Annotated in this window: 14 protein-coding genes; 3 read left to right on the forward strand and 11 right to left on the reverse strand. The window is 67.5% G+C overall.

Translation table 11 applies throughout. From position 1 onward, the window contains the following. Window positions 1-38: 38 nt before the first annotated feature. The 11 genes from WKW79_RS24190 to WKW79_RS24240 all read right to left on the reverse strand — a co-directional run bounded on the left by WKW79_RS24190 (window position 39) and on the right by WKW79_RS24240 (window position 14113). Window positions 39-953 carry an arginase gene (locus tag WKW79_RS24190; RefSeq protein WP_340337765.1) on the reverse strand — a complete coding sequence of 305 codons (915 nt, stop codon included), beginning with the start codon at window positions 951-953 and terminating at the stop codon, window positions 39-41. Window positions 954-963: 10 nt separating this feature from the next. Next, window positions 964-2016: an ornithine cyclodeaminase gene (locus WKW79_RS24195; RefSeq protein WP_340337766.1), complete on the reverse strand. Its 1053-nt coding sequence runs from the start codon at window positions 2014-2016 to the stop codon at window positions 964-966. Window positions 2017-2156: 140 nt separating this feature from the next. Next, a complete protein-coding gene (locus tag WKW79_RS24200; protein ID WP_340337767.1) occupies window positions 2157-3035 on the reverse strand; it encodes a universal stress protein in 879 nt (292 codons plus the stop codon). Then, window positions 3032-4498, reverse strand: a complete 1467-nt coding sequence (locus WKW79_RS24205) for an APC family permease (RefSeq protein WP_340337768.1) — start codon at window positions 4496-4498, stop codon at window positions 3032-3034. Before WKW79_RS24205 ends, WKW79_RS24200 begins: the two co-directional genes overlap by 4 nt. A 71-nt stretch (window positions 4499-4569) precedes the next feature. Continuing rightward, complete coding sequence (locus WKW79_RS24210) at window positions 4570-5652, reverse strand: porin (RefSeq protein WP_340337769.1); 1083 nt, start codon at window positions 5650-5652, stop codon at window positions 4570-4572. Between the two features lie 280 nt (window positions 5653-5932). Continuing rightward, a complete protein-coding gene (locus tag WKW79_RS24215) occupies window positions 5933-6808 on the reverse strand; it encodes a universal stress protein (protein WP_340337770.1) in 876 nt (291 codons plus the stop codon). Then, a complete protein-coding gene (locus WKW79_RS24220) occupies window positions 6805-8244 on the reverse strand; it encodes an APC family permease (protein ID WP_340337771.1) in 1440 nt (479 codons plus the stop codon). Before WKW79_RS24220 ends, WKW79_RS24215 begins: the two co-directional genes overlap by 4 nt. A gap of 557 nt (window positions 8245-8801) precedes the next feature. Then, the gene (locus WKW79_RS24225; RefSeq protein ID WP_340337772.1) at window positions 8802-9275 is read right to left on the reverse strand and encodes an Lrp/AsnC family transcriptional regulator; all 474 of its coding nucleotides are present in this window, start codon (window positions 9273-9275) and stop codon (window positions 8802-8804) included. Next, the gene (locus WKW79_RS24230) at window positions 9275-9760 is read right to left on the reverse strand and encodes an LPS-assembly lipoprotein LptE (RefSeq protein ID WP_340337773.1); all 486 of its coding nucleotides are present in this window, start codon (window positions 9758-9760) and stop codon (window positions 9275-9277) included. Before WKW79_RS24230 ends, WKW79_RS24225 begins: the two co-directional genes overlap by 1 nt. Before the next feature lie 92 nt (window positions 9761-9852). After that, window positions 9853-12495, reverse strand: a complete 2643-nt coding sequence (gene leuS / locus WKW79_RS24235) for a leucine--tRNA ligase (RefSeq protein ID WP_340337774.1) — start codon at window positions 12493-12495, stop codon at window positions 9853-9855. A 304-nt stretch (window positions 12496-12799) separates the two neighbouring features. After that, window positions 12800-14113: a hypothetical protein gene (locus WKW79_RS24240; RefSeq protein ID WP_340337775.1), complete on the reverse strand. Its 1314-nt coding sequence runs from the start codon at window positions 14111-14113 to the stop codon at window positions 12800-12802. Between the two features lie 170 nt (window positions 14114-14283). Between WKW79_RS24240 and glgB the strand changes: the two genes are divergently transcribed. From glgB to glgC, 3 genes are all read left to right on the forward strand, one after another. Next, window positions 14284-16455 (forward strand): 1,4-alpha-glucan branching protein GlgB, encoded by a 2172-nt coding sequence (gene glgB / locus WKW79_RS24245; protein ID WP_340337776.1) that lies wholly within the window; start codon window positions 14284-14286, stop codon window positions 16453-16455. 355 nt (window positions 16456-16810) lie between these two features. Continuing rightward, a complete protein-coding gene (glgX, locus tag WKW79_RS24250) occupies window positions 16811-18850 on the forward strand; it encodes a glycogen debranching protein GlgX (protein WP_340337777.1) in 2040 nt (679 codons plus the stop codon). Between the two features lie 72 nt (window positions 18851-18922). Continuing rightward, on the forward strand, window positions 18923-20215 hold the full coding sequence (glgC, locus tag WKW79_RS24255; RefSeq protein WP_340337778.1) for a glucose-1-phosphate adenylyltransferase: 1293 nt from the start codon (window positions 18923-18925) through the stop codon (window positions 20213-20215). The last annotated feature ends 2 nt before the right edge of the window (window positions 20216-20217 follow it).

Below are 20217 nucleotides of genomic sequence, written 5' to 3' on the forward strand. Positions count from 1 at the left end.
GGCGCGCTCCGCCGAAAACGCCTGTCGGCCGGCGGCGCTCAGGCGGCCAGCGCCTGTTCCCGCAATTCGACCCGCGCAAAGGCGGACAGCAGTGCGAAGGCGGACTCCGCCGTGCGGCCGTCGACATCGTGCAAGGGGTTGTACTCGGTCACCTCCACGGCCACGCAAGCCGGGTCGGCGGCATGGCCGCGCAGGGCCTGCAGCGCTTCCACCAGCGCGATGCCGGCCTCGACCGGCGTGCCGGTGCCCGGCGCGTCGGCCGGGTCCAGTGCATCGAGATCGAAGCTCAGGCCCCAGGCCACGGTGCGCTGGCGCACCAGCGCGAGCGCCTCGGTGAAACACGCACCAAAGCCGCGGCGATCGACTTCCGGCATGTACATCACGCGCACGCCCAGCGACTCCAGCAAGGCTCGCTCGGCCGGCTCATAGCTGCGCGCGCCGATGATGACCAGGTTGCCCGGCTTGATCTTGCCCTTCCAGCCGTAGAGCGAGGTCAGTCCCGGCGACCCGTGGCCCAGGAGCGCGGCGACCGGCATGCCGTGGGGCGCCAGGCTGTCGGACGATTCGGGCGTGTGCGCGTCGAGGTGCGCATCGATCCAGATGAGGCCGATGTCCCCCTTGTCGCGCCAGGCGTCGGCGACGGCGCTCCAGGTGCCGGCCGCGCAGGAATGGTCGCCACCGACCACCACCGGCATCGCGCCCTGCTGCAACTGCCGGCGCACGACGGAGGCCAACTTGACGCTGAACTCCTCGACCGAGTCCAGCCGCGCCTGCGGTTGGTCTTCCGGACGCGCACGCACCATGTCGACCCAGCGCGCATCGCGATGCGGCTCGGCCAGGTGCGCCGCGAGGCCGCGATCGCGCAGGGCCTGTGCGCCCAGCTTGCAGCCGCTGTCGCTCGCGCCTTCGCCCACCTCGGCGCCGATCAGGGCCAGGGTCTTGTGCTTCTTCATCGACGGCTCCTCAGGCGGCTTTGCGTGCGGTGTCCGCGCCCTGGAGCGAGTAGCCGAACAGGTCCTTCGGATCGTCCATGGTCGGCACCAGGTCGATTTCGCGGCCCACGTCGTGCGCGAGGGCGAGCCGATGCACGTAGCGCAGGGCCGAGAGGTCCTCCAGCGCGAAGCCGACCGAGTCGAACAGCGTGACCTGCGCGGCGTCGTCCCGTCCGGCGACGCGCCCGGCCAAGACTTCCCACAGCGCGGTGACCGGGAAGTCGGGCGGCATCTGCTGCAACTCGCCCTCGATGCGGGTCTGCGGCTCATACTCGACGAACACCTTCGCGCGATTCAGGATTTGGGCCTCCAGCTCGGTCTTGCCCGGGCAGTCGCCGCCGACCGCGTTCAGGTGCATGCCGGGCTCCAGCAGGTCGGCCGTGAGGATGGTCGCGTAGGCCTTGTCGGCGGTGACGGTGGTCACGATGTCCGCGCCCTGCACCGCCTCGCGCACGCTGGTGGCGCGGCGCACCTGCAGCGCGCCGCTGCGGATCTGCGGCGCCAGGTTGGCGAGCAGCTTGCCGGTGGCCATCGGATCGACGTCGAACACGCGCAGCTCGCGGATGCCGAGCCGATCCATGAAGGCCAGCGCCTGGAATTCCGATTGCGCGCCGTTGCCGATCAGCGCCATCGAGCGCGAGTCGGGCCGGGCCAGCGCGGCGGCGGCCATGACCGAGGTGGCGGCGGTGCGCAGCGCGGTGGTCATGGTCAATTCGCTCAGCAGCATCGGGTAGCCGGTGGCCACGTCGGCCAGCACGCCGAAGGCCATCACGGTGGACATCTGCACGCTCGGATTGCCGGGATGGCCGTTGACGTACTTGAAGGCGAAGAGCTTGGAGTCCGACACCGGCATCAACTCGATCACGCCGCCCTTCGAATGGTTGGCGGTGCGAGCGCTTTTCTGGAAGTCTTCCCAGCGCAGGAAGTCCTCGCGAATGCAGGCTTCCATCTCGCGGGTCATGCGTTGCGCACCCAGTTGCCGGATCAGGTGCCTCATGTCGTGGATGTCGACGTAGCGTGTCATTTTTGTCTTCCTTGAAGGCCACCGCGGCCGATAAGGAAGTCTAGGTTTGGCGCCCTCTCCACAAAGGACGTTGTACGCTGCGTCGACGCCTTTTCAGGCAGTAAATGGAGCCTTTCACTTCCGATTCGGAAGTGATAATTTCAACCCTGCCGGGGCACGACGATCACCGGCACGCGCGACGCGCGAACCATCTTCGCGGCGTTCGAGCCCAGGAAGACGCGCTGCAGCGCACCCAGCCGGCTGGAGCCGAGCAGCAGGAGGTCGCCCTCGCGCCATTCGACGGCCGACAACGCAGCCTCCCAGTCCGGCCCGACGCCGATGGCCGTTTCCACCGGGTAGCCCGTGACCGCGATCTGCGCACGCACCGCGTCCAGCGCGGCCTTCGCCTGCGCCGTCCAGCGCTCGAGGATGGCGAGTTCCGGCTCCGGCCCGAAGCGCGATGGAAACGCCAGCCGGTCGCGCACCGCGAAGCTGGCCAGCCGCAACGGCACCTGCAGCGCGCCGGCCAGGCCCAGCGCATGCAGCACCGTGCTGCTCGCGCCCTCGGTGCCGGAAAAGCCGACCGTCACGCGCGTCGGCGCGGCGGTCGACGCGAAGCCCTGCGGCGCCACCGCCACCGGCCGCGACGACACATGCAGGACTTCATCCGCGACATCGCCCAGCAACAGTCGCCCGACCGCATGCCCGCCGCGCGCCGAGCCGATCACGATGAGGTCTGCTTTCACGCGCTCGGCCGCCTGCGTCAGGCCGACCGTCGCGGACTTGGCCGCGATGCGCTCGTATCGCACGTTCGGCGCGTCGCCGAGGACGGCACGGGCGCTGTCGAGCAACCCGGTGGCATGCTCGTCGAGGAAGCGGTTGTAGTCCTGGTCCACGCCCAGCGAGGAATGGCCCCAGGTCTCGGGCGTCACCACGCACACCACTAGCGTGGTCTCGCCTCGCGCGGCAATGGAGCGGGCCAGCGCCAGCGCATCCTGGCCGCCTGCATCCTTGGTGTAGCCAACGATGACGGTCTTCATGCTTGCTCCTTTTGTGCCGCTGCGCGGGTCAGGTTGGAATGTCGGATGCCATAGGCGAAGTACCCCACCAGCGCCACCGTGATCCAGCTGAAGAACACCACGTAGGTCGCATGCGACAGGTCCTTCAGGATGTAGCAGCAGGCCGCGATGCTCAGGCCCGGGATCAGGTACGGGCCGAAGGGCAGGCGGAAGCCCTGCACCGTCGATGCCGCCTTCAGCCGCGCCCGCACCACCGGCACGCTCGCCGACACCGCCATGAAGGCGACCAGCGTGCCCATGCTGACCATGTCCCAGAGGTAACTGGAGTCGACCGTCCCGGCCACGATCGCCACGCCGATGCAGACGTAGACGATGTTGTTGACCGGTGCCAGCGTACGCGTGTTCACTTGCTGGAAGGTCTTGGGAATCAGGCCGTCACGGGCGATCGCGAACAGGATCCGGGTCTGGCCGTAGATGGCGACCAGCGTCACGCTGAACACTGAGATCACGGCACCAGCCGACAGCACCACCGAAGGCCAGCCCTGGCCCGTCACCTTCTGCAGGATCACCGCGAGGCCGGCCTCCTGGTGGGCGAAGTCCGCGGCCGGTTGCGCACCCAGCGCGGCCATTGCCACGACCACGTAGCCGGCCATCACGATGATCAGTGCCAGCACGATGCCCAGCGGCACGTTGCGCTTGGGATTGCGCACCTCGGCCCCGGCCGTCGAGATCGCGTCCAGCCCGATGAAGGAGAAGAACACCGTGCCCGCCGCGGCCGTCACGCCCTTCATGCCGGCCTCGTTGTAGAAGGGCGTGAAGTTGTCGGCATTGAAGGCGGTAAAGGCAATCACCGCAAAGAAGATCAGCACGGCCAGCTTGAGCATCACCATGATCGCGTTGGCGGTGGCCGACTCCTTGGCGCCGCGCAGCAGCAGCAGGCCGCAGAGCCCGACCAGGATCACCGGGGGCAGGTTGAACTGGTCGACATGAATCTCCAGCCCTTTCTCGCCGAGCACCAGCATCGGGCTGCGCAAGGCCTCCGGTATCGGCACGCCGACCAGGTTGACCAGGAAGTTGTTGAGATAGCCCGACCAGCCGATCGCCGTGGCGCTGGCCGACAGCGCGTACTCCAGCATCAGGCAGGCCGCCACGATGTAGGCCGCAAATTCGCCCAACCCGACATATGCGTAGGAATACGACGAGCCCGAGGCCGGGATCGACGCGGCCAGTTCCGCATAGCAGAGCGCCGTGAGGCCCGCCGTGAAGCCCGCCAGCAGGAAGGCCAGCAGCACGGCTGGCCCGGCCTTGGGCACGGCCTCGGCCATGACGAAGAAGATGCCGGTGCCGATGGTCGCGCCCACCCCCAGCATCGTCAGTGAAAACAGCCCGAAGGACGGCGCCAGGCTGGCGCCGCCGTGTGCCCCCTCCTCGCCCGCATCGCCCTCGAGCCCCTTGGTCCGGAGCAAGTTCTGGATCAAACCCATGATGTGTCCCTCAATCGCTTTTCTTGTGTCGTCTGCAATGTGAAAGGCCCCATGAAGGGGCCTGAACGGTATTAGAAGGCGTGGCGCATGCCGACCTGCACGCCCGAAGCGTTCTGGCCGGGCATCACCGGCACACCGAGATCGAAAGTGCCGGCCGCGTTGTTGCGGATGTATGAGACCGCGCCGTACAGCGCGGTGCGCTTGGACAGGTTGTAATCGTAGCCGGCCGAGTACATCGTGGCCCGCATCGATTCCATGCCGGTTCGCTTGATCCGGCTGTTCACGACCTGGAACTTGATCGCCTGCACGCCCAGCGTCCAGACCACGCCCAGCGCGGCCGCATCGTTGGTGTGGCGCACTTCCGCGATGGTGGTGCGCTCACGGCTGAGCTGGCCGAAGAACTGCAGGTCGTTCCAGGTGTACGTACCGCCGAAGTGAATGTTGCTGAGATCCTGCTGGAACGACAGGATGCTCTTGCCATAGGCCAGCGCCATGTTCAGGCCGGCGCCTTCCCACCCCAGGCGGATGCCACGATGGCCGCCGTCGCCGCGCAGGAACCCGGCCGGCTCGTCGTCGCGCGTCTTCTCGCTCAGCGCAACCATGCCGTAGCCCCAGAAGCCGCCCAGGTCGGCAGGCAGCACGTAGACGACCGCATTGGACGCACGCACATCGGTGCGCACGCCCCGGCCGGCAACCAGGCCGATCGCCAGCGCCTGCGTGAGCAGGCTCGAATCGCCGACGCCGGAATTGCCGAACACGTCGAAGTCGGTGTGGTTGTCGGCCACCGGCGTGTAGTCGCGGCCGGCGCGGACTTCGCCGAAGCGGCCCATCAGGCCGACCGTCGAGCGGCGGTTGAAGCTGATGAAGTCACCCGGCGTTTCGATGACGTTGCCGATGCTGTTGGGCCGTCCGCGTCCGGTGTCGGCACTGAGGCCGGCCTCCAGGTGGAAGCTGGCGGCGAGCCCGCCGCCCAGGTCTTCCTGGCCCTTGAAGCCGAGCCGGCTGCCGTTGAGGCCACCCGACTCGAGGCGGGTCAGGTGGCCGTCTCCGCGAATGTGCTGGGCCGACAAGTCGACCACGCCGAACAGGGTCAGCGAGGATTGCGCGGCCGCGGGCAAGGCCGCGCAGAGGGCCGCCGCGGTGGCCAGGGCCAAGCAGGGTGCCCTCATCGGGAATCCCCCGCGCTCGCGCGGATCTCCGTGGCCAGTGAATGAAGCGCTTGCCGCTGAGCGGGCACGCGCAAAGGTTCATGTCGCGCAGGGCGACACGTCGTGTGTTGCATTGAGTCTCCTCCCTAGTCGGCCTCTGTCGGGCCTGGCGAAATTCTAGGGAGGGGGCATTCGCCGTTCCCGCCTTTGCGGGCGGTGCGAACGCCCCTCGCCGCCGTTGCGAGGGCTTGCCACTTCCGATTCGGAAGCGGGGCGGGCGGTCAGTTCAGCCCTGGCGCGGAATCACGAGCACCGGAACCGGCGATGCCCGCACGATCTTCGTTGCCGTCGAACCAAGGAACACCCGTTGCAGCACGCCCAGCCGGCTGGACCCCAGCACCAGCAGGTCGCCTTCCTGCCAGTTCACCGCGGCGATGGCTTGATCCCAGTCCGTGCCGACGCCGATGGCGGTTTCCACCGGGTAGCCCGTCACCGAGATCTGCGACCGCACCGCGTCGAGCGCGGCCTGCGATTGCGCGGTCTGCCGCTCGACCATCGACTGCTCCGCGTCCGGCCCCACCCTCGCCGCGTAGCCGAGGCGCTCGCGCACCGTGAAGGTGGCCAGCCGCAACGGCAGGCCCAAGGCGCCGGCCAGGCCCAGTGCATGCAGCACCGTGCCATGCGCCGACTCGCCGCCCGAGAAACCGACCGTGACGCGCGTCAAGGCGGCGGCACCCGCGAAGCCCGGCGGCGCGGTGGCGACCGGCCTGGACGCGGAGTGGAGCAATTCCTCCGTCGCGCTGCCGAGGAAGAGGCGCCCGACGGAACTCCCGCCCGCGTACCCCAGCACGATCAGGTCCGCGCGCTCGCGCTCGGCTGCCTGCGTCAACCCCACGCTGGCCGACGATGCGGCCACATGTTCATAGCGCACGTTCGGCGTATCACCCATCAGTGCGCGCGCCTCGTCGAGCAGGCCCTTCGCCTGCTCCTCGAGGAAGCGGCTGTATTGCACGTCGACGCCGAGCGACGTGGGACCCCAGGACTCCGGCGTCACCACGCAGACCACCAGCGCCACGTTGCCGCCCCCGGCAATGGTGCGTGCCAAGGCCAGCGCCTCGCGGCCGCCCGCGTCCTGTGTGAATCCGACAATGCAAGTCTTCATTTGGAGGCTCCCTGCGACAGTTTGGAATGACGGATGCCCCACCCGAAGTACGCCAGCAGTGCGAGCGCCATCCAGGCGAAGAAGATGATGAAGGTGGCGGCCGACAGGTCCTTGATGATGTACAGGCAAGCCGCCAGGCTCACGCCCGGAACCACGTAGGGACCGAAGGGCAGGCGGAAGCCGGTGGGACGGATGCCCTTCGCCTTGAGGCGCGCCCGGTGCACCGGCACGCTGATGGACACCGCCATGAATGCGACCAGCGTGCCCATGCTGACCATGTCCCAGAGGTAGGCCGAGTGGACCGTGCCGGCGATCACCATCACCACGCCGCAGACCAGGACGATGTTGTTGACCGGCGCGTGGGTGCGCGGGTTCACCTGGCGGAACTTGCTCGGGATGAGCCCGTCGAGGCTGACCGCGAACAGCATGCGGGTCTGCGCATAGATGGCGACCAGCGTCACGCTGAACACGGAGATCACCGCGCCCGCGGCCAGCACGATCGCGGGCCAGGCCTGGCCGGTCACGTTCTTGAGAATCACGGCTAGGCCGGCATCCTGGTGCAGGAACTTGTCGGCGGACTGTGCGCCCAGCGCCGCCATGGCCACCATCGCATAGCCGCCGCACACCACGAGCAGCGCCAGCACGATGCCCAGCGGGATGTTGCGCTTGGGATTGCGCACCTCCGCGCCGGCCGTGGCGATTGCATCCAGCCCGATGAACGAGAAGAACACCGTGCCCGCCGCGGCGGCCACGCCCTTCATGCCGGACTCATTGAAGAAGGGCGTGAAGTGGGTGTCGTTGAATGCACTGAAGGCAATGGCCGCGAAGAAGACCAGCACCGACAACTTGATCACCACCATGATCGAGTTCACGGTGGTCGACTCCTTGGCGCCGCGCATCAGCAGCAGGCCGCACATCAGCACCAGGATCACCGGCGGCAGGTTGAAGCGCCCGCCGTGGATCTCCAGGCCGTTCGGGCCCGACACGAAGATGGGACTTCGCAGCGCCTGCGGAATCTCCAGCCCCGTCGTGTTCATCAGGAAGTTGTTGAGATAGCCCGACCATCCGATGGAGGTCGCACTGGCCGCCAGCCCGTATTCCAGCACCACGCAGGCGGCCACGATGAAGGCCGGGAACTCGCCCAGCGCGGTGTACGCGAACGAATACGACGAACCCTCCGCCGGAATCGAGGCGGAAAGCTCCGCATAGCAAAGTGCCGTCATGCCCGCGGTGAAGCCCGCCAGCAGGAAGGCGAGCAGCACCGCCGGCCCGGCCTTGGGCACCGCCTCCGCCATCACGAAGAAGATCCCCGTGCCGATGGTGGCGCCCACGCCGAGCATCGTGAGCGAAAACAAGCCGAACGACGGCTCGAGGCCGCCATGCCCGCCGCCACCCGCGTCGGCGCTCACTGGCTTCGTTTGAAACAATCGATCCATCAATCCCATGCTGTCTCCCCTTTGTTGTCGTCGTGAAAATGAAAGCGGTCGATGTGCCGGTCGCGCGACGTTGCAACTTCGGGCGCAGTGTGCCCCGGAAGGTCGTCGCGATGGACCGGCGATGCAGCCGGCGCCCTGGAAGCCGGGGCCGCTGCGCTGGATGCCGTGGTTGCGTGCGGGCTACGCGATGGCGTGCCCGTGGCTCATGCGCCGGGAAGGCGCACGAGTCGACGCCGATGAGGGGCGCCACTGCGTGCGTGATGGAAGATGCCCCTGCGTGGGCGATGGACGGCGCGGCCGAGGCGGCACGCCGGATGCGTCATGTCGTACTTGGCGACACGTTGTCTGATGCATGCAAGTCTCCCCGAGGCCTCAAGCCGCTGTCGCGTGCCGTTTCTCCCTGATACGGCTTTCTTCTTGGCACGACAGCGCTGACTGGACCGCGGCGGATTCTAGTGATGCGCCGATACACCGCCGCCTGATTGCGGCGCACCCCTACCTTTGGGGGAGCTCGCGGATACCTCTAGTGTGAAATAGTTGGCACCCTGCGCCGTGCCCTACGCCTGCACGACCGGAAACCCGGTGAACTCCTTGACCGTCTGCAGCTCCGTGTTGGTCACGATCCTGTCGATGCCCAAGCCCACTTCTTCCAGCCAGGCATTGGTCAGGTTGCGATAGTGCGTGAGATCGCGGCAGCCCAGGCGCAGCAGGTAGTCGTAGCGGCCGCTGACCAGCCAGCAGCCCACGACCTCGCGGCAGGCGCCGATGTGCCGCTCGAAGCGCTGCACCGTGGCCTGGCGCTGGTCCTTGAGCGTGACTTCGGCGAACACCGCGACGTGCTCGCCGAGCGCGGCCCGGTTGATCTGCGCGCGATAGCCTTCGATGATGCCTTCCGCTTCCAGCCGGCGCACCCGGTTGAGCGTGGCGCGGGCCGACAGGTGGATCGCCTCCGACAGTGCCTGCATGCTCTGCCGGCCGTCGGCCTGGAGCAGTTCGATGAGCAGGCGGTCGACGCGGTCGAAGGAGCCCATCAGAGTGACTTCACGGCCCCGAGCTGCCGCACGATCTGCTGCGCGATGTCGTTCTGCATGTCGCGATAAAGGAGGTTCTGCTCGGTCTCTTTCGCCAATGCGTTGGTTTCGTTGTACGTGATGTCGCGCTGCTGCCGGATCTCGCCGACGCTGATCAACTCCTTGCCGGCCGGCGTGCGCAGGCGGAAGCGCACCGTCAGGCGCAGCGTCAGTTCGCGCACCTGGCCGGCGGAGGTGGTGGAAAGCACCAGCGACTCGCGCGGTTCGGACAGGATGTCGAAGATGACGTCGGCGGTCTTCGCATCCGCCTCGGGCACCAAGACGACATTGCCGGCGGCCTGAAGGTTGCGCCGCAGGCGGACGGCCACCAGGGAATTGCCCATGACCGCGATGGTCTTGAAGGCGAAGTTGGGCGCCTTTCGCAGTTCGAAACCGCAGCCGGCGAGCGCCAAGGTGGCGCCCAGCAAGAGGCCGCGGCGGCTCATTGCGGAAACACCACCAAGCCGGCCTTCCAGGATTGAAGTCGCGCCCTCGAAAGGGCTTGGCGAAGCGGCGCGGGGCTTGGGCGTGCTCGCCATCACACGACCACGTTGACCAGCCGGCCGGGCACCACGATCACGCGCTTGACCGAGGCACCGGGCGCGAACTTGACGAAGTCGTCGCTGGCCACGGCCAGCTTCTCGATGTCCTGCTTCGAGGCCGCCGAGGGCACGCGGACCGCGCCGCGCAGCTTGCCGTTGACCTGCAGCATCAGTTCGATCTCGTCCTGCTCCAGCGCACCGGCATCGACCTTGGGCCAGGCCGTGTCGAGCAGGTCGCCGTGGCCGTCCGCATAGCCCAGTTCCTTCCAGAGCTGCTGTGCGATGTGCGGCGTGGCCGGATAGAGGCAGCGCAGCAGGATGCCAAAGCCCTCTCGCACGGCCGCCGTGTCACCGACGTTGCCGGGCTGCGGCTTGAAGGCTTCCAGCGCGTTGAGCAGCTTCATCGCGCCCGACACCACCGTGTTGTATTGCATGCGCTGGTAGTCGTAGTCGATCTGGCGCAGCACGGTGTGCACCTCGCGACGCAGCTTCTTGGCCTCGGCGCCGTAGACCGTCGCGACATTCCCGCCACGTACCTCCACGGTCATGTCCCTGAGCGAGACGCCGTAGTTCCACACGCGGCGCAGGAAGCGGTAGCTGCCTTCGACGGCGGCATCGTTCCATTCGAGCGTGGCCTCGGGCGGCGCGGTGAACATGGTGTACAGGCGCGCCGTGTCGGCGCCGTACTTCTCGATGAGGTCCTGCGGGTCGACACCGTTGCGCTCGGTCTTGCCCATCTTGCCGACGCCGCCGTATTCCACCGTCGTGCCGTCGGCCAGCTTGCCGCCCGTGATGCGGCCCTGTTCGTCGAGCACCGGCGTGACATCGGCGGGCGGGAAGTACTCCTTGCCGCCCTTGTCACCGCGCCGGTAGTAGATGTGGTTGAGCACCATGCCCTGCGTGAGCAGCTTGCTGAAGGGCTCGTCGATCGAGACCAGTTTGAGGTCGCGCATGACCTTGGTCCAGAAGCGCGCGTAGAGCAGGTGCAGGATCGCGTGCTCGATGCCGCCGATGTACTGGTCCATCGCCATCCAGTACTTTGCGCCGCCGTCGACCATGGCGTTGTCACTGGTCGGATCGCAATAGCGCATGAAGTACCAGGACGAATCCACGAAGGTGTCCATCGTGTCGGTCTCGCGCCGCGCGGGCTTGCCGCAGACGGGGCAGACCACGCCGGCATGGAAGCCTTCGTGCTTGTTCAGCGGGTTGCCGGAACCGTCGGGCACGCAGTCGGTGGGCAGCACCACCGGCAGGTCCTTCTCGGGCACGGGCACGGCGCCGTGTTCCTCGCAATGGATGATCGGGATCGGCGTGCCCCAGTAGCGCTGGCGGCTCACGCCCCAGTCGCGCAGGCGCCAGGTGGTCTGCTTGTCGCCCAGGCCCTTGAGTTGCAGGGCGTGCGCGACGGCGTTGACCGCCTCTTCATGGCGCATGCCGCTGAAGACGTCGGAGTTGATGGTCACGCCATTGGTCTTGTCGCCGTACCAGTCCTGCCACTTCTTGTAGTTGAAGTGGGGTGCGTCGTCGTCGATGATGACCTGGAGGATCTCGAGGTGGTACTTGTTGGCGAAGGCGAAGTCGCGCTCATCGTGCGCGGGCACGCCCATCACGGCGCCGTCGCCGTAGCTCATGAGCACGTAGTTGCCGACCCACACGGGGATCGGCTCGTCGGTGATCGGATGGTGCACGACGAGGCCGGTGGCGACGCCCTTCTTTTCCTGCGTCGCGAGCTCGGCCTCGGTGGTGCCGCCGCTCTTGCATTCCTCGATGAAGGCGGCGACCTTGGGGTTGGTCGTCGCGGCATGCAGGGCCAGCGGATGCTCCGGCGCGACGGCGCAGAAGGTCACGCCCATGATGGTGTCGGCACGCGTGGTGAACACGTACATGCGGCCGTCCTGGATCAGCTTGCCGTCGCTGCCCTTGATGGTGTGCGGGAAGGCGAAGCGCACGCCGCTGGACTTGCCGATCCAGTTCTCCTGCATCAGCTTGACGCGCTCGGGCCAGCCGGGCAGCTTGTTCTGGGTGTGGTCCAGAAGCTCTTCAGCGTAGTCGCTGATCTTCAGGTAGTAGCCGGGGATCTCGCGGCGCTCGACGGTGGCGCCGGTGCGCCAGCCCTTGCCGTCGATGACCTGCTCGTTGGCCAGCACGGTCTGGTCGACCGGGTCCCAGTTGACGACCTGGGTCTTGCGGTAGGCGATGCCTTTTTCCAGCATCTTCAGGAACAGCCACTGGTTCCACTTGTAGTAGCTCGGGTCGCAGGTGGCGACTTCGCGGCTCCAGTCAATCGCCAGGCCCATGGCCTGGAGCTGCTGCTTCATGGACGCGATGTTCTCGTAGGTCCACTTGGCCGGAGGCACGCCATTCTTCAGCGCGGCGTTCTCGGCGGGCAGGCCGAAGGCGTCCCAGCCCATGGGCATGAGCACGTTGTAGCCGCTCATGCGCAGGTAGCGCGTGAGCATGTCGTTGATGGTGTAGTTGCGCACGTGGCCCATGTGCAGCCGGCCGCTGGGGTACGGCAGCATCGAGCAGGCGTAGTACTTCTTCTTGTTGGTGTCTTCGGTGACGCGGTAGGCGTCTGCGGCGCGCCAGTCGGCCTGGGCCGCTGACTCGACGTCGCTGGGGGTGTAGCTGGGGTTCATGGCATTCGCTGGAACCCGGCGCCAGGCGGCCGGGGGAAGGCGGATTATCGTCGCTCGCTGCGCACCGGGCCTCCCCCGGGGGCATGAGGAACGGCGCAGGAGGCGGCTCTTGGGTCGATGGGGTCTGCCGTCCCGGCTTGATCCCCGTGGCGGCGGGTCGTGCGTGACCCGCTCCTTGGGCTCAGGGTGGCACGCGGGCGCTGCGCGGTTCGGCTCGCCGTCTAAAACGATCCTTTCCGCCAGTTTGGCCCTCGACTCTCAGCCGCCGAGGGCGACCGCGATGAATCGAATGTCCAGTCGTCCTTTAGCGTTCGACGCCAAAGTCCACGATCCGCACGCTGCCGGCACCCGAGGAATCGCTGCGGCTGCCCAGGCCGACGACCAGGCCCAGGTCTTCCAGGAATGCGCGCTCCTCGGTGTCGGCGCCTGGGTCGCTCGAGCGGCACCACAGCCCGATGGCGCGCCCCGGGATCGAGGGATGGATCGTGCCCGCCGCATAGGCCTGCCTGACGTTGCAGATGGTGATCGTCTTCTGGCGCGCATCGCCGGACCGCGCGGGAACGTCGGACTGGTCCGTGGAGATTTCGATCGCCTCGCCCGGCGCCAGCCGGGCCGGCAGCGACATCGCAAGCCCACCGACGAGTTGCACGCGACCGTCGGAAAGGCCGTTCAACCGCGTCTTGAGTGGAACCAGCCCCGCCAGGCCGAGCCGCTGCACATGGAACGAAGGGTCGAAGGTCTCGCGGGTGCGCAGCAGCCCGTCCGGCTGCGCTTCCACCTCGACGGTGTAGGTGGTCTCCTTGTCGTGCTTCGGGGACCTCGCGACCACCGTATAGCGCAGCTTGTCGAACTTCGGCGTCCACAGGCCCTTGCCGGCGCGCGCGGCGTCGAGGGAAGCGCGAACTTCAGCCGGGACCTGCACTTCGTCGAACAGCGCGGGCCGCAGTTGCACGGGATAGCCCGCGGCATCGATATCGGGGCGCACCTCCTTCAGCAGTTCGGCATCGACTGCGCCCTGCAAGCCGCAACTCACGCGGGTCAGCCTGCTGTTCTTGCCATCCCTTTCGATCCGCAAGGTCCGCTCGGTCCTGGAGAAGCCGGGCGGCGTGCGGGCCGGGGTGTCCACCGGCAGCCAGCGAAAGCCCAGCACCTTGATCTCGGTGCGCGCATAACCGCCCGCATCCATCGCGCGCAGGCGGCCGCCCTGGTAGACCCACGGACCGAGCTTGTTGTAGACCGCGTCGACATCACCCTCGACCAGGAAGCCCCATCGCCAGGACAGCCCCGCGCTGCCGAGGTCCGCCGCTTCGTCGAAGTACGACACCGCCTTCAGGCCCTCGATCCCCACCGGCGGCCGGAAGGCCACCTCGATGAGCCCGGCCTGCTTGCGCTCGGGCATCTTCGGCCAGCTCCGGTCGCCGCGGGTTTCGAGCGGCATGTGGGCGCTCCAGGTGGCAGCGTCGCGGTTCAGCGTACGAAAGAAACCGGCATCGCACACGCTGAAGTCGGTGAAGCCGTCCTCAACCGCATCGGCCAGGGCACTCGGGACGACGGCAACGCAGGCGAGCGCGACACCCCACGCGGCACCCGCGCGCGCCGCCGCCTCGATTGCATTCACGATCACATCCACTCCCTGTCTACCGCCCATTTGCCGAAGGACGCAATTCTGCGGGATCGCGTCGCAGCGCCATGGCATGAATTCACGACTGCGCGGACGGATGCAAGGTCCCGTGCCATCATGCTGTGCCCTTCTCCCGACTGCGGATCCCTTCTGACGAGAGCCTGCCCATGCCCACGCTGCCCGAATCCGAGATCCACGCGCTGATGCGCGCCGAACATGGCGATCCCTTCGCCGTCCTGGGACCGCACGAGACGGACGAGGGCCTGGAGGTGCGCGTGCTGCTGCCCGGCGCGCAGGCCGTGGCGGTGATGCATGCGAGTTCCGGCTGGCCGCTGGCCACGCTGGAGCGCGTACCCGGCAGCGACCTGTTCACCGGCCTCGTGCCGTCCGACCCCGCCCGCGACAGCTACAGCCTGCGGGTGACCTGGGCCGATCACACCTCCATCATCGACGACCCCTACCGCTTCGGCCAGGTGCTCGGCGAGATGGACGTGTGGCTGCTGGCCGAAGGCACGCACCTGCGGCCCTACGAGCAGATGGGCGCACACATCCGCGAGATGGACGGCGTCAAGGGCGTGGCCTTCACCGTGTGGGCGCCGAATGCGCGGCGCGTGTCGGTGGTGGGCAACTTCAACAACTGGGACGGCCGCCGCCACATGATGCGGCTGCGCAGCGAATGCGGCGTGTGGGAGATCTTCGCGCCGGGACTGGCGCCGGGCGATGTCTACGAATACGAGATCCTGTCGTCCAGGGGCGATCTGCTGCGCAAGGCCGATCCCTTCGGCTTCTCCGCGCAGTTGCGCCCCGACACGGCCAGCGTGGTGCAGCCCTTGCCCGGCGTGGCCGAGGTGCCGCCGCAACGCGCCACCGCCAATGATCGGCATTCGCCCATCAGCATCTACGAGGTGCACCTCGGCTCCTGGCGCCGCAAGAACAACGGCCTCGACTGGCTCGACTACCGCGAGCTGGCCGACTCGCTGGTGCCCTATGCGCGCGACATGGGCTTCACGCACATCGAGTTGCTGCCGGTCAGCGAGCATCCCTTCGACGGCTCCTGGGGCTACCAGCCGATCGGCCTCTATGCGCCGACCTCGCGCTTCGGCACGCCGGGTGACTTCCGCTATTTCGTCGAGACCGCGCATGCGGCCGGCCTCGGCGTGATCCTCGACTGGGTGCCCGCGCATTTCCCGACCGACGCGCATGGCCTCGGCCAGTTCGACGGCACTGCGCTCTACGAATATGCCGATCCGCGCGAAGGCTTCCACAACGACTGGCAGACGCTGATCTTCAACTACTCGCGCATCGAGGTGCGCAACTACCTGGTCGGCAATGCGCTGTACTGGCTGGAGCGCTATGGGGTGGACGGCCTGCGCGTGGATGCCGTCGCTTCGATGCTCTACCGCGACTACAGCCGCGAACAGGGCCAGTGGGTGCCGAATGCCTATGGCGGTCGCGAGAACCTGGAGGCGATCGCCTTCCTGCGCCGCATGAACCACGTGGTCGGCTTGGAGCGTCCCGGCACGATGACGGTGGCCGAGGAATCGACCAGCTTTCCCGGCGTGACGCGCCCGCCCGAGGACGGCGGCCTGGGCTTTCACTACAAGTGGAACATGGGCTGGATGAACGACACGCTGTCGTATGCAGGCATTGATCCGGTGCACCGCAAGCACCATCACCGCAAGATCACCTTCGGGCTGATGTACGCGCACAGCGAGAACTTCGTGCTGCCCTTCTCGCATGACGAGGTGGTGCACGGCAAGGGCTCGATGATCGGCCGCATGCCCGGCGACGAATGGCAGAAGTTCGCCGGCCTGCGCAACCTCTACGGCTACCTGTGGGCCTACCCGGGCAAGAAGCTGCTTTTCATGGGCTGCGAGTTCGCGCAGTACGCCGAGTGGAATGCGGACAAGAGCCTGGATTGGCACCTGCTGCAGGACAACGCGCCGAACCAGGGCGTGCATCGACTGGTGCGCGATCTCAACAACGTCTATCGCCACTTCCCGGCGCTGCATGAGCTGGACTGCGATGGCGGCGGCTTCGACTGGATCGTGCATGACGATGTGGACCAGTCGATCTTTGCCTTCATCCGCAAGGCGCGTGACGGAGCCTTCGTGATCGCGGTGTGCAACTTCACGCCGGTGGTGCGGCATGGGTATCGACTGGGTGTGCCGGAGGCGGGGTCGTATCGCGAGATCATCAACACGGACAGCGGGGTGTATGGGGGCAGCGGCGTCGGCAACGGTTTGCTGGCTTCTGAGGCTGCTGCGCACCACGGGCGTTCCCAATCAGTGGTGATGAGCCTGCCGCCGCTGGCGACCGTGATGTGGGTGCTGGAGTGAGTCTGGAGTTGCGTGCCGGGGGGCGGCGGCGGGCGGCATGCACTTGGCCGGCCGACGTCACCGGCCCTTCGGGCTGCCCTGCGCTGCTCGCGACAGGCGGGGTCCGCGCAAACTCGCTTCGCTCAAACAGCGCGCGGCCCTTTTTCCGCCTGCCACTGCGCCGCTCGGCGGTGCCTCAACGGCCAGCCAAGTGCATGCCACCCACCGCCGCGGACAGGCCTGTTGTCGATCCCGCGGTGCCTCCTGACTTCCTCCCTCTCCCCCTGGGAGAGGGCCGGGGTGAGGGCACCGCCTTCCCAAAGGGTGTCACCTCCCGCCACCGCATGCCGGGCGCTCCTTCCAGAGAGCACGAACCATGACCCTCAGACTAGGCTGGCCCACCCCCCTGGGCGCAACCCCGAGCACAGACGGCGCCAACTTCGCCCTCGTCGCCCCGAACGCCACAAAGGTCGAACTCTGCATCTTCGACCCCACCGGCCAGCACGAACAACAGCGCCTGCCCCTCCCCGCCCGCACCGACGACGTCTGGCACGGCCGCCTGCCCAACGCCCAACCCGGCCTCGTCTACGGCTATCGAGTCCATGGCCCGTGGGCACCGCAGGACGGCCATCGCTACAACCCCGCCAAGCTGCTGCTCGACCCCTACGCCCGCGAGATCGTCGGCACCTACGACGGCAGCGACATCTTCTGGGGCCACGACCCCGCCAATCCGAACCAGCCCGACCCGCGCGACAACGGCCCCGTCGCACTCAAGGCCCGCGTCGCATCGCCGCTCGTGCCGGTCACACCCTCACGCCCCCGCATCGAGGCCAGCCAACGCGTCATCTACGAACTCCACGTCAGAGGCCAGACCAAACAGCACCCGGACGTCCCCCCCGACCTCCAAGGCACCTACGCTGGCCTCGCCCAACCGACCGTGCTCGATCACCTCCAGCGCCTGGGCATCACCACCCTGAGCCTCATGCCCGTCCAGCATCGCGCCGACGAACAGCGCCTGCTCAACATGGGCCTCAGCAACTATTGGGGCTACAGCACCATCGGCTGGTTCGCGCCGGAAGCGCGCTACTGGAGCGGCCGTGCCGGCACCACGCCCGCGAGCGAGTTCCGCGCGATGGCCGATGCGATCCACGCGTGCGGCATGGAACTGGTCATCGACGTCGTCTACAACCACAGCGCCGAGACCGATGAACTCGGGCCGACCTTGCAGATGCGCGGCATCGACAACGCGCTCTACTACCACCTGCGCCGCGACAACCGCGCGCTCTACGAGAACTGGACCGGGTGCGGCAACTGCCTCGACTTCAGCCAGCAACGCGTCGTGCAACTGTGCATGGACAGCCTGCGCCACTGGGTCACGCAACTCGGCGTCGACGGCTTCCGCTTCGACCTGGCCACCGTGCTCGCGCGTGGCGCCAGCGGTGAGTTCGACCCGCGCGCCCCCTTCCTCGCCGCCGCCCGGCAAGACCCGGTGCTGGCCGATGCGCTCTGGATCGCCGAGCCCTGGGACATCGGCGCGGGCGGCTACCGCGTCGGCGAATTCCCGCCGGGCTGGCTCGAATGGAACGACCGCTTTCGCGACACGCAACGCGCGTTCTGGCTGCAGGGCAACGTCTCGCGCGGAGAGTTCGCCCAACGCTTCACCGCATCGAGCGACAAGTTCAATCACGCCAACCGCTCGCCCACCGCGAGCGTCAACTTCGTCGTCGCGCACGACGGCTTCACGCTGCGCGACCTGGTCAGCTACAACGAGCGCCACAACGAGGCCAACGGCGAGCAGGGCCGCGACGGCAGCAGCCAGAACCACAGCAACAACTGCGGCGTCGAGGGCGAGACCAGCGACCCCGCGATCCTCGCCACCCGAGGCCGCCTGCAACGCGCGCTGCTCGCCTCGCTGCTTCTCTCGCAAGGCACACCCATGCTGCTGGCGGGCAGCGAACTCGGCCAGACCCAGCAGGGCAACAACAACGCCTACTGCCAGGACGGCCCGCTGACCTGGCTCGACTGGCATCAGGACGACGCCGGACTCACCGACTTCGTGACCCGCGTGCTGGCGCTGCGCCGCGAGGCCGAACCGCTTCGCCATGCCGACTGGTGGCCTGCCGCACCCATCGATGGCGCCCCGGCGTTGCGCTGGCGCACGCCCGAAGGCCACGACTTGCAGCCCCAGGACTGGCAGCGCCTTGACGCGCTGGCCCTGGCCATCGTCTTCGAAGCGCCCGCCCCTGCACCGCAGTGGCTGGTGCTCGTCAACCCCGGCCCGCGAGCCATCGACTTCACCCTGCCGCAAGGCAACTGGACCCTCCGACTCGCCAGCGACGACCCGCAACCAACGCCACGCCCACTCGCCGCAAGCGCCAACCTGCCGCCTTCGAGCCTCTGGATCGCAATAACGTAGCAGCCAACTGGCACGGCCGGTGCTACGCTGGCCGCACCTCCAATGCGCATCACAACAACCGGGAGACAACCCATGGACCATATGAGCACTCAACCGACGCAGCCGGCCCATCAACTGGTTCGCCGCACCATCGCGCTGGTGCTGGCCGGCGGGCGCGGGTCGCGCCTGAAGCAACTGACCGACCGGCGCGCCAAGCCGGCCGTGTACTTCGGCGGCAAGTTCCGCATCATCGACTTCGCGCTGTCCAATTGCCTCAACTCCGGCATCCGGCGCATGGCGGTGGTCACGCAATACAAGTCGCATTCGCTGATGCGCCACCTGCAGCGCGGCTGGAGCTTCCTGCGGGCCGAGCTCAACGAGATGGTCGACGTCCTGCCCGCGCAGCAGCGCGTCGGCGACGAGCACTGGTACCGGGGCACGGCCGACGCGGTGTTCCAGAACCTCGACATCATCCAGACCCGGTCCACGCCGCATGACTACGTGGTGGTCCTGGCCGGCGATCACATCTACAAGATGGACTACTCGATCATGCTGGCCGACCACGTGCAGAGCGGCCTGCCCTGCACGGTCGGCTGCATCGAGGTGCCGCGCATGGAAGCGGTCGCCTTCGGCGTGATGCACATCACCGAAGACCGCAAGGTCACCGCCTTCCTCGAGAAGCCGGCCGATCCGCCCGCCATGCCCGGCAAGCCCGACATCGCATTGGCCAGCATGGGCATCTACATCTTCGATTCCGAATACCTCTACAAGCTGCTGGAAGACGACAGCAACAACCCCGACTCCGACCACGACTTCGGCAAGGACATCATCCCGCGCGCCGTCGCCGAGGGCCGGGCCCAGGCCCATCCCTTCGGCATGTCCTGCGTCACCCGTGCCACGCGCGGCGGCGACAGCCCGGCCTACTGGCGCGACGTCGGCACGATCGACGCCTTCTGGGCCGCCAACCTCGACCTCGCTTCCATCACGCCGGAGCTCGATATCTACGACACCAACTGGCCGATCTGGACCTACCAGCGCCAGCTGCCGCCGGCCAAGTTCGTGTTCGGTGCGGATGGCAAACCCGGCATCACCTACAACACCATCGTCTCGGGCGGCTGCATCGTGTCGGGCTCGGCAGTGAGCGACTCGGTGCTGTTCTCCGGCGTGCGCGTGCATTCCTTCTGCACCATCTCGCAGGCCGTGCTGCTGCCGGACGTCGAGGTCGGGCGCAACTGCCGGCTCAGCAAGGTGGTGATCGACCGCGCCTGCGTGCTGCCGGACGGCATGGTCATCGGCGAAGACCCGGTGGCCGACGCCGCCCGCTTCGAACGCACCGAAGCCGGCGTCACCTTGGTCACGCGCGAAATGCTGGCCCGGCTGAAGTAAGC

Source organism: Variovorax robiniae, from assembly GCF_037889955.1.
Lineage (GTDB): Bacteria > Pseudomonadota > Gammaproteobacteria > Burkholderiales > Burkholderiaceae_C > Variovorax > Variovorax robiniae.

Excerpts from the sequence above, each read along its gene's own strand:
- WKW79_RS24190 (WP_340337765.1), bottom strand. The coding sequence starts at position 953 with ATGAAGAAGCACAAGACCCTGGCCCTGATCGGCGCCGAGGTGGGCGAA.
- WKW79_RS24195 (WP_340337766.1), bottom strand. The coding sequence starts at position 2,016 with ATGACACGCTACGTCGACATCCACGACATGAGGCACCTGATCCGGCAA.
- WKW79_RS24200 (WP_340337767.1), bottom strand. The coding sequence starts at position 3,035 with ATGAAGACCGTCATCGTTGGCTACACCAAGGATGCAGGCGGCCAGGAT.
- WKW79_RS24205 (WP_340337768.1), bottom strand. The coding sequence starts at position 4,498 with ATGGGTTTGATCCAGAACTTGCTCCGGACCAAGGGGCTCGAGGGCGAT.
- WKW79_RS24215 (WP_340337770.1), bottom strand. The coding sequence starts at position 6,808 with ATGAAGACTTGCATTGTCGGATTCACACAGGACGCGGGCGGCCGCGAG.
- WKW79_RS24220 (WP_340337771.1), bottom strand. The coding sequence starts at position 8,244 with ATGGATCGATTGTTTCAAACGAAGCCAGTGAGCGCCGACGCGGGTGGC.
- WKW79_RS24225 (WP_340337772.1), bottom strand. The coding sequence starts at position 9,275 with ATGGGCTCCTTCGACCGCGTCGACCGCCTGCTCATCGAACTGCTCCAG.
- WKW79_RS24230 (WP_340337773.1), bottom strand. The coding sequence starts at position 9,760 with ATGAGCCGCCGCGGCCTCTTGCTGGGCGCCACCTTGGCGCTCGCCGGC.
- leuS (WP_340337774.1), bottom strand. The coding sequence starts at position 12,495 with ATGAACCCCAGCTACACCCCCAGCGACGTCGAGTCAGCGGCCCAGGCC.
- glgB (WP_340337776.1), top strand. The coding sequence starts at position 14,284 with ATGCCCACGCTGCCCGAATCCGAGATCCACGCGCTGATGCGCGCCGAA.
- glgX (WP_340337777.1), top strand. The coding sequence starts at position 16,811 with ATGACCCTCAGACTAGGCTGGCCCACCCCCCTGGGCGCAACCCCGAGC.
- glgC (WP_340337778.1), top strand. The coding sequence starts at position 18,923 with ATGGACCATATGAGCACTCAACCGACGCAGCCGGCCCATCAACTGGTT.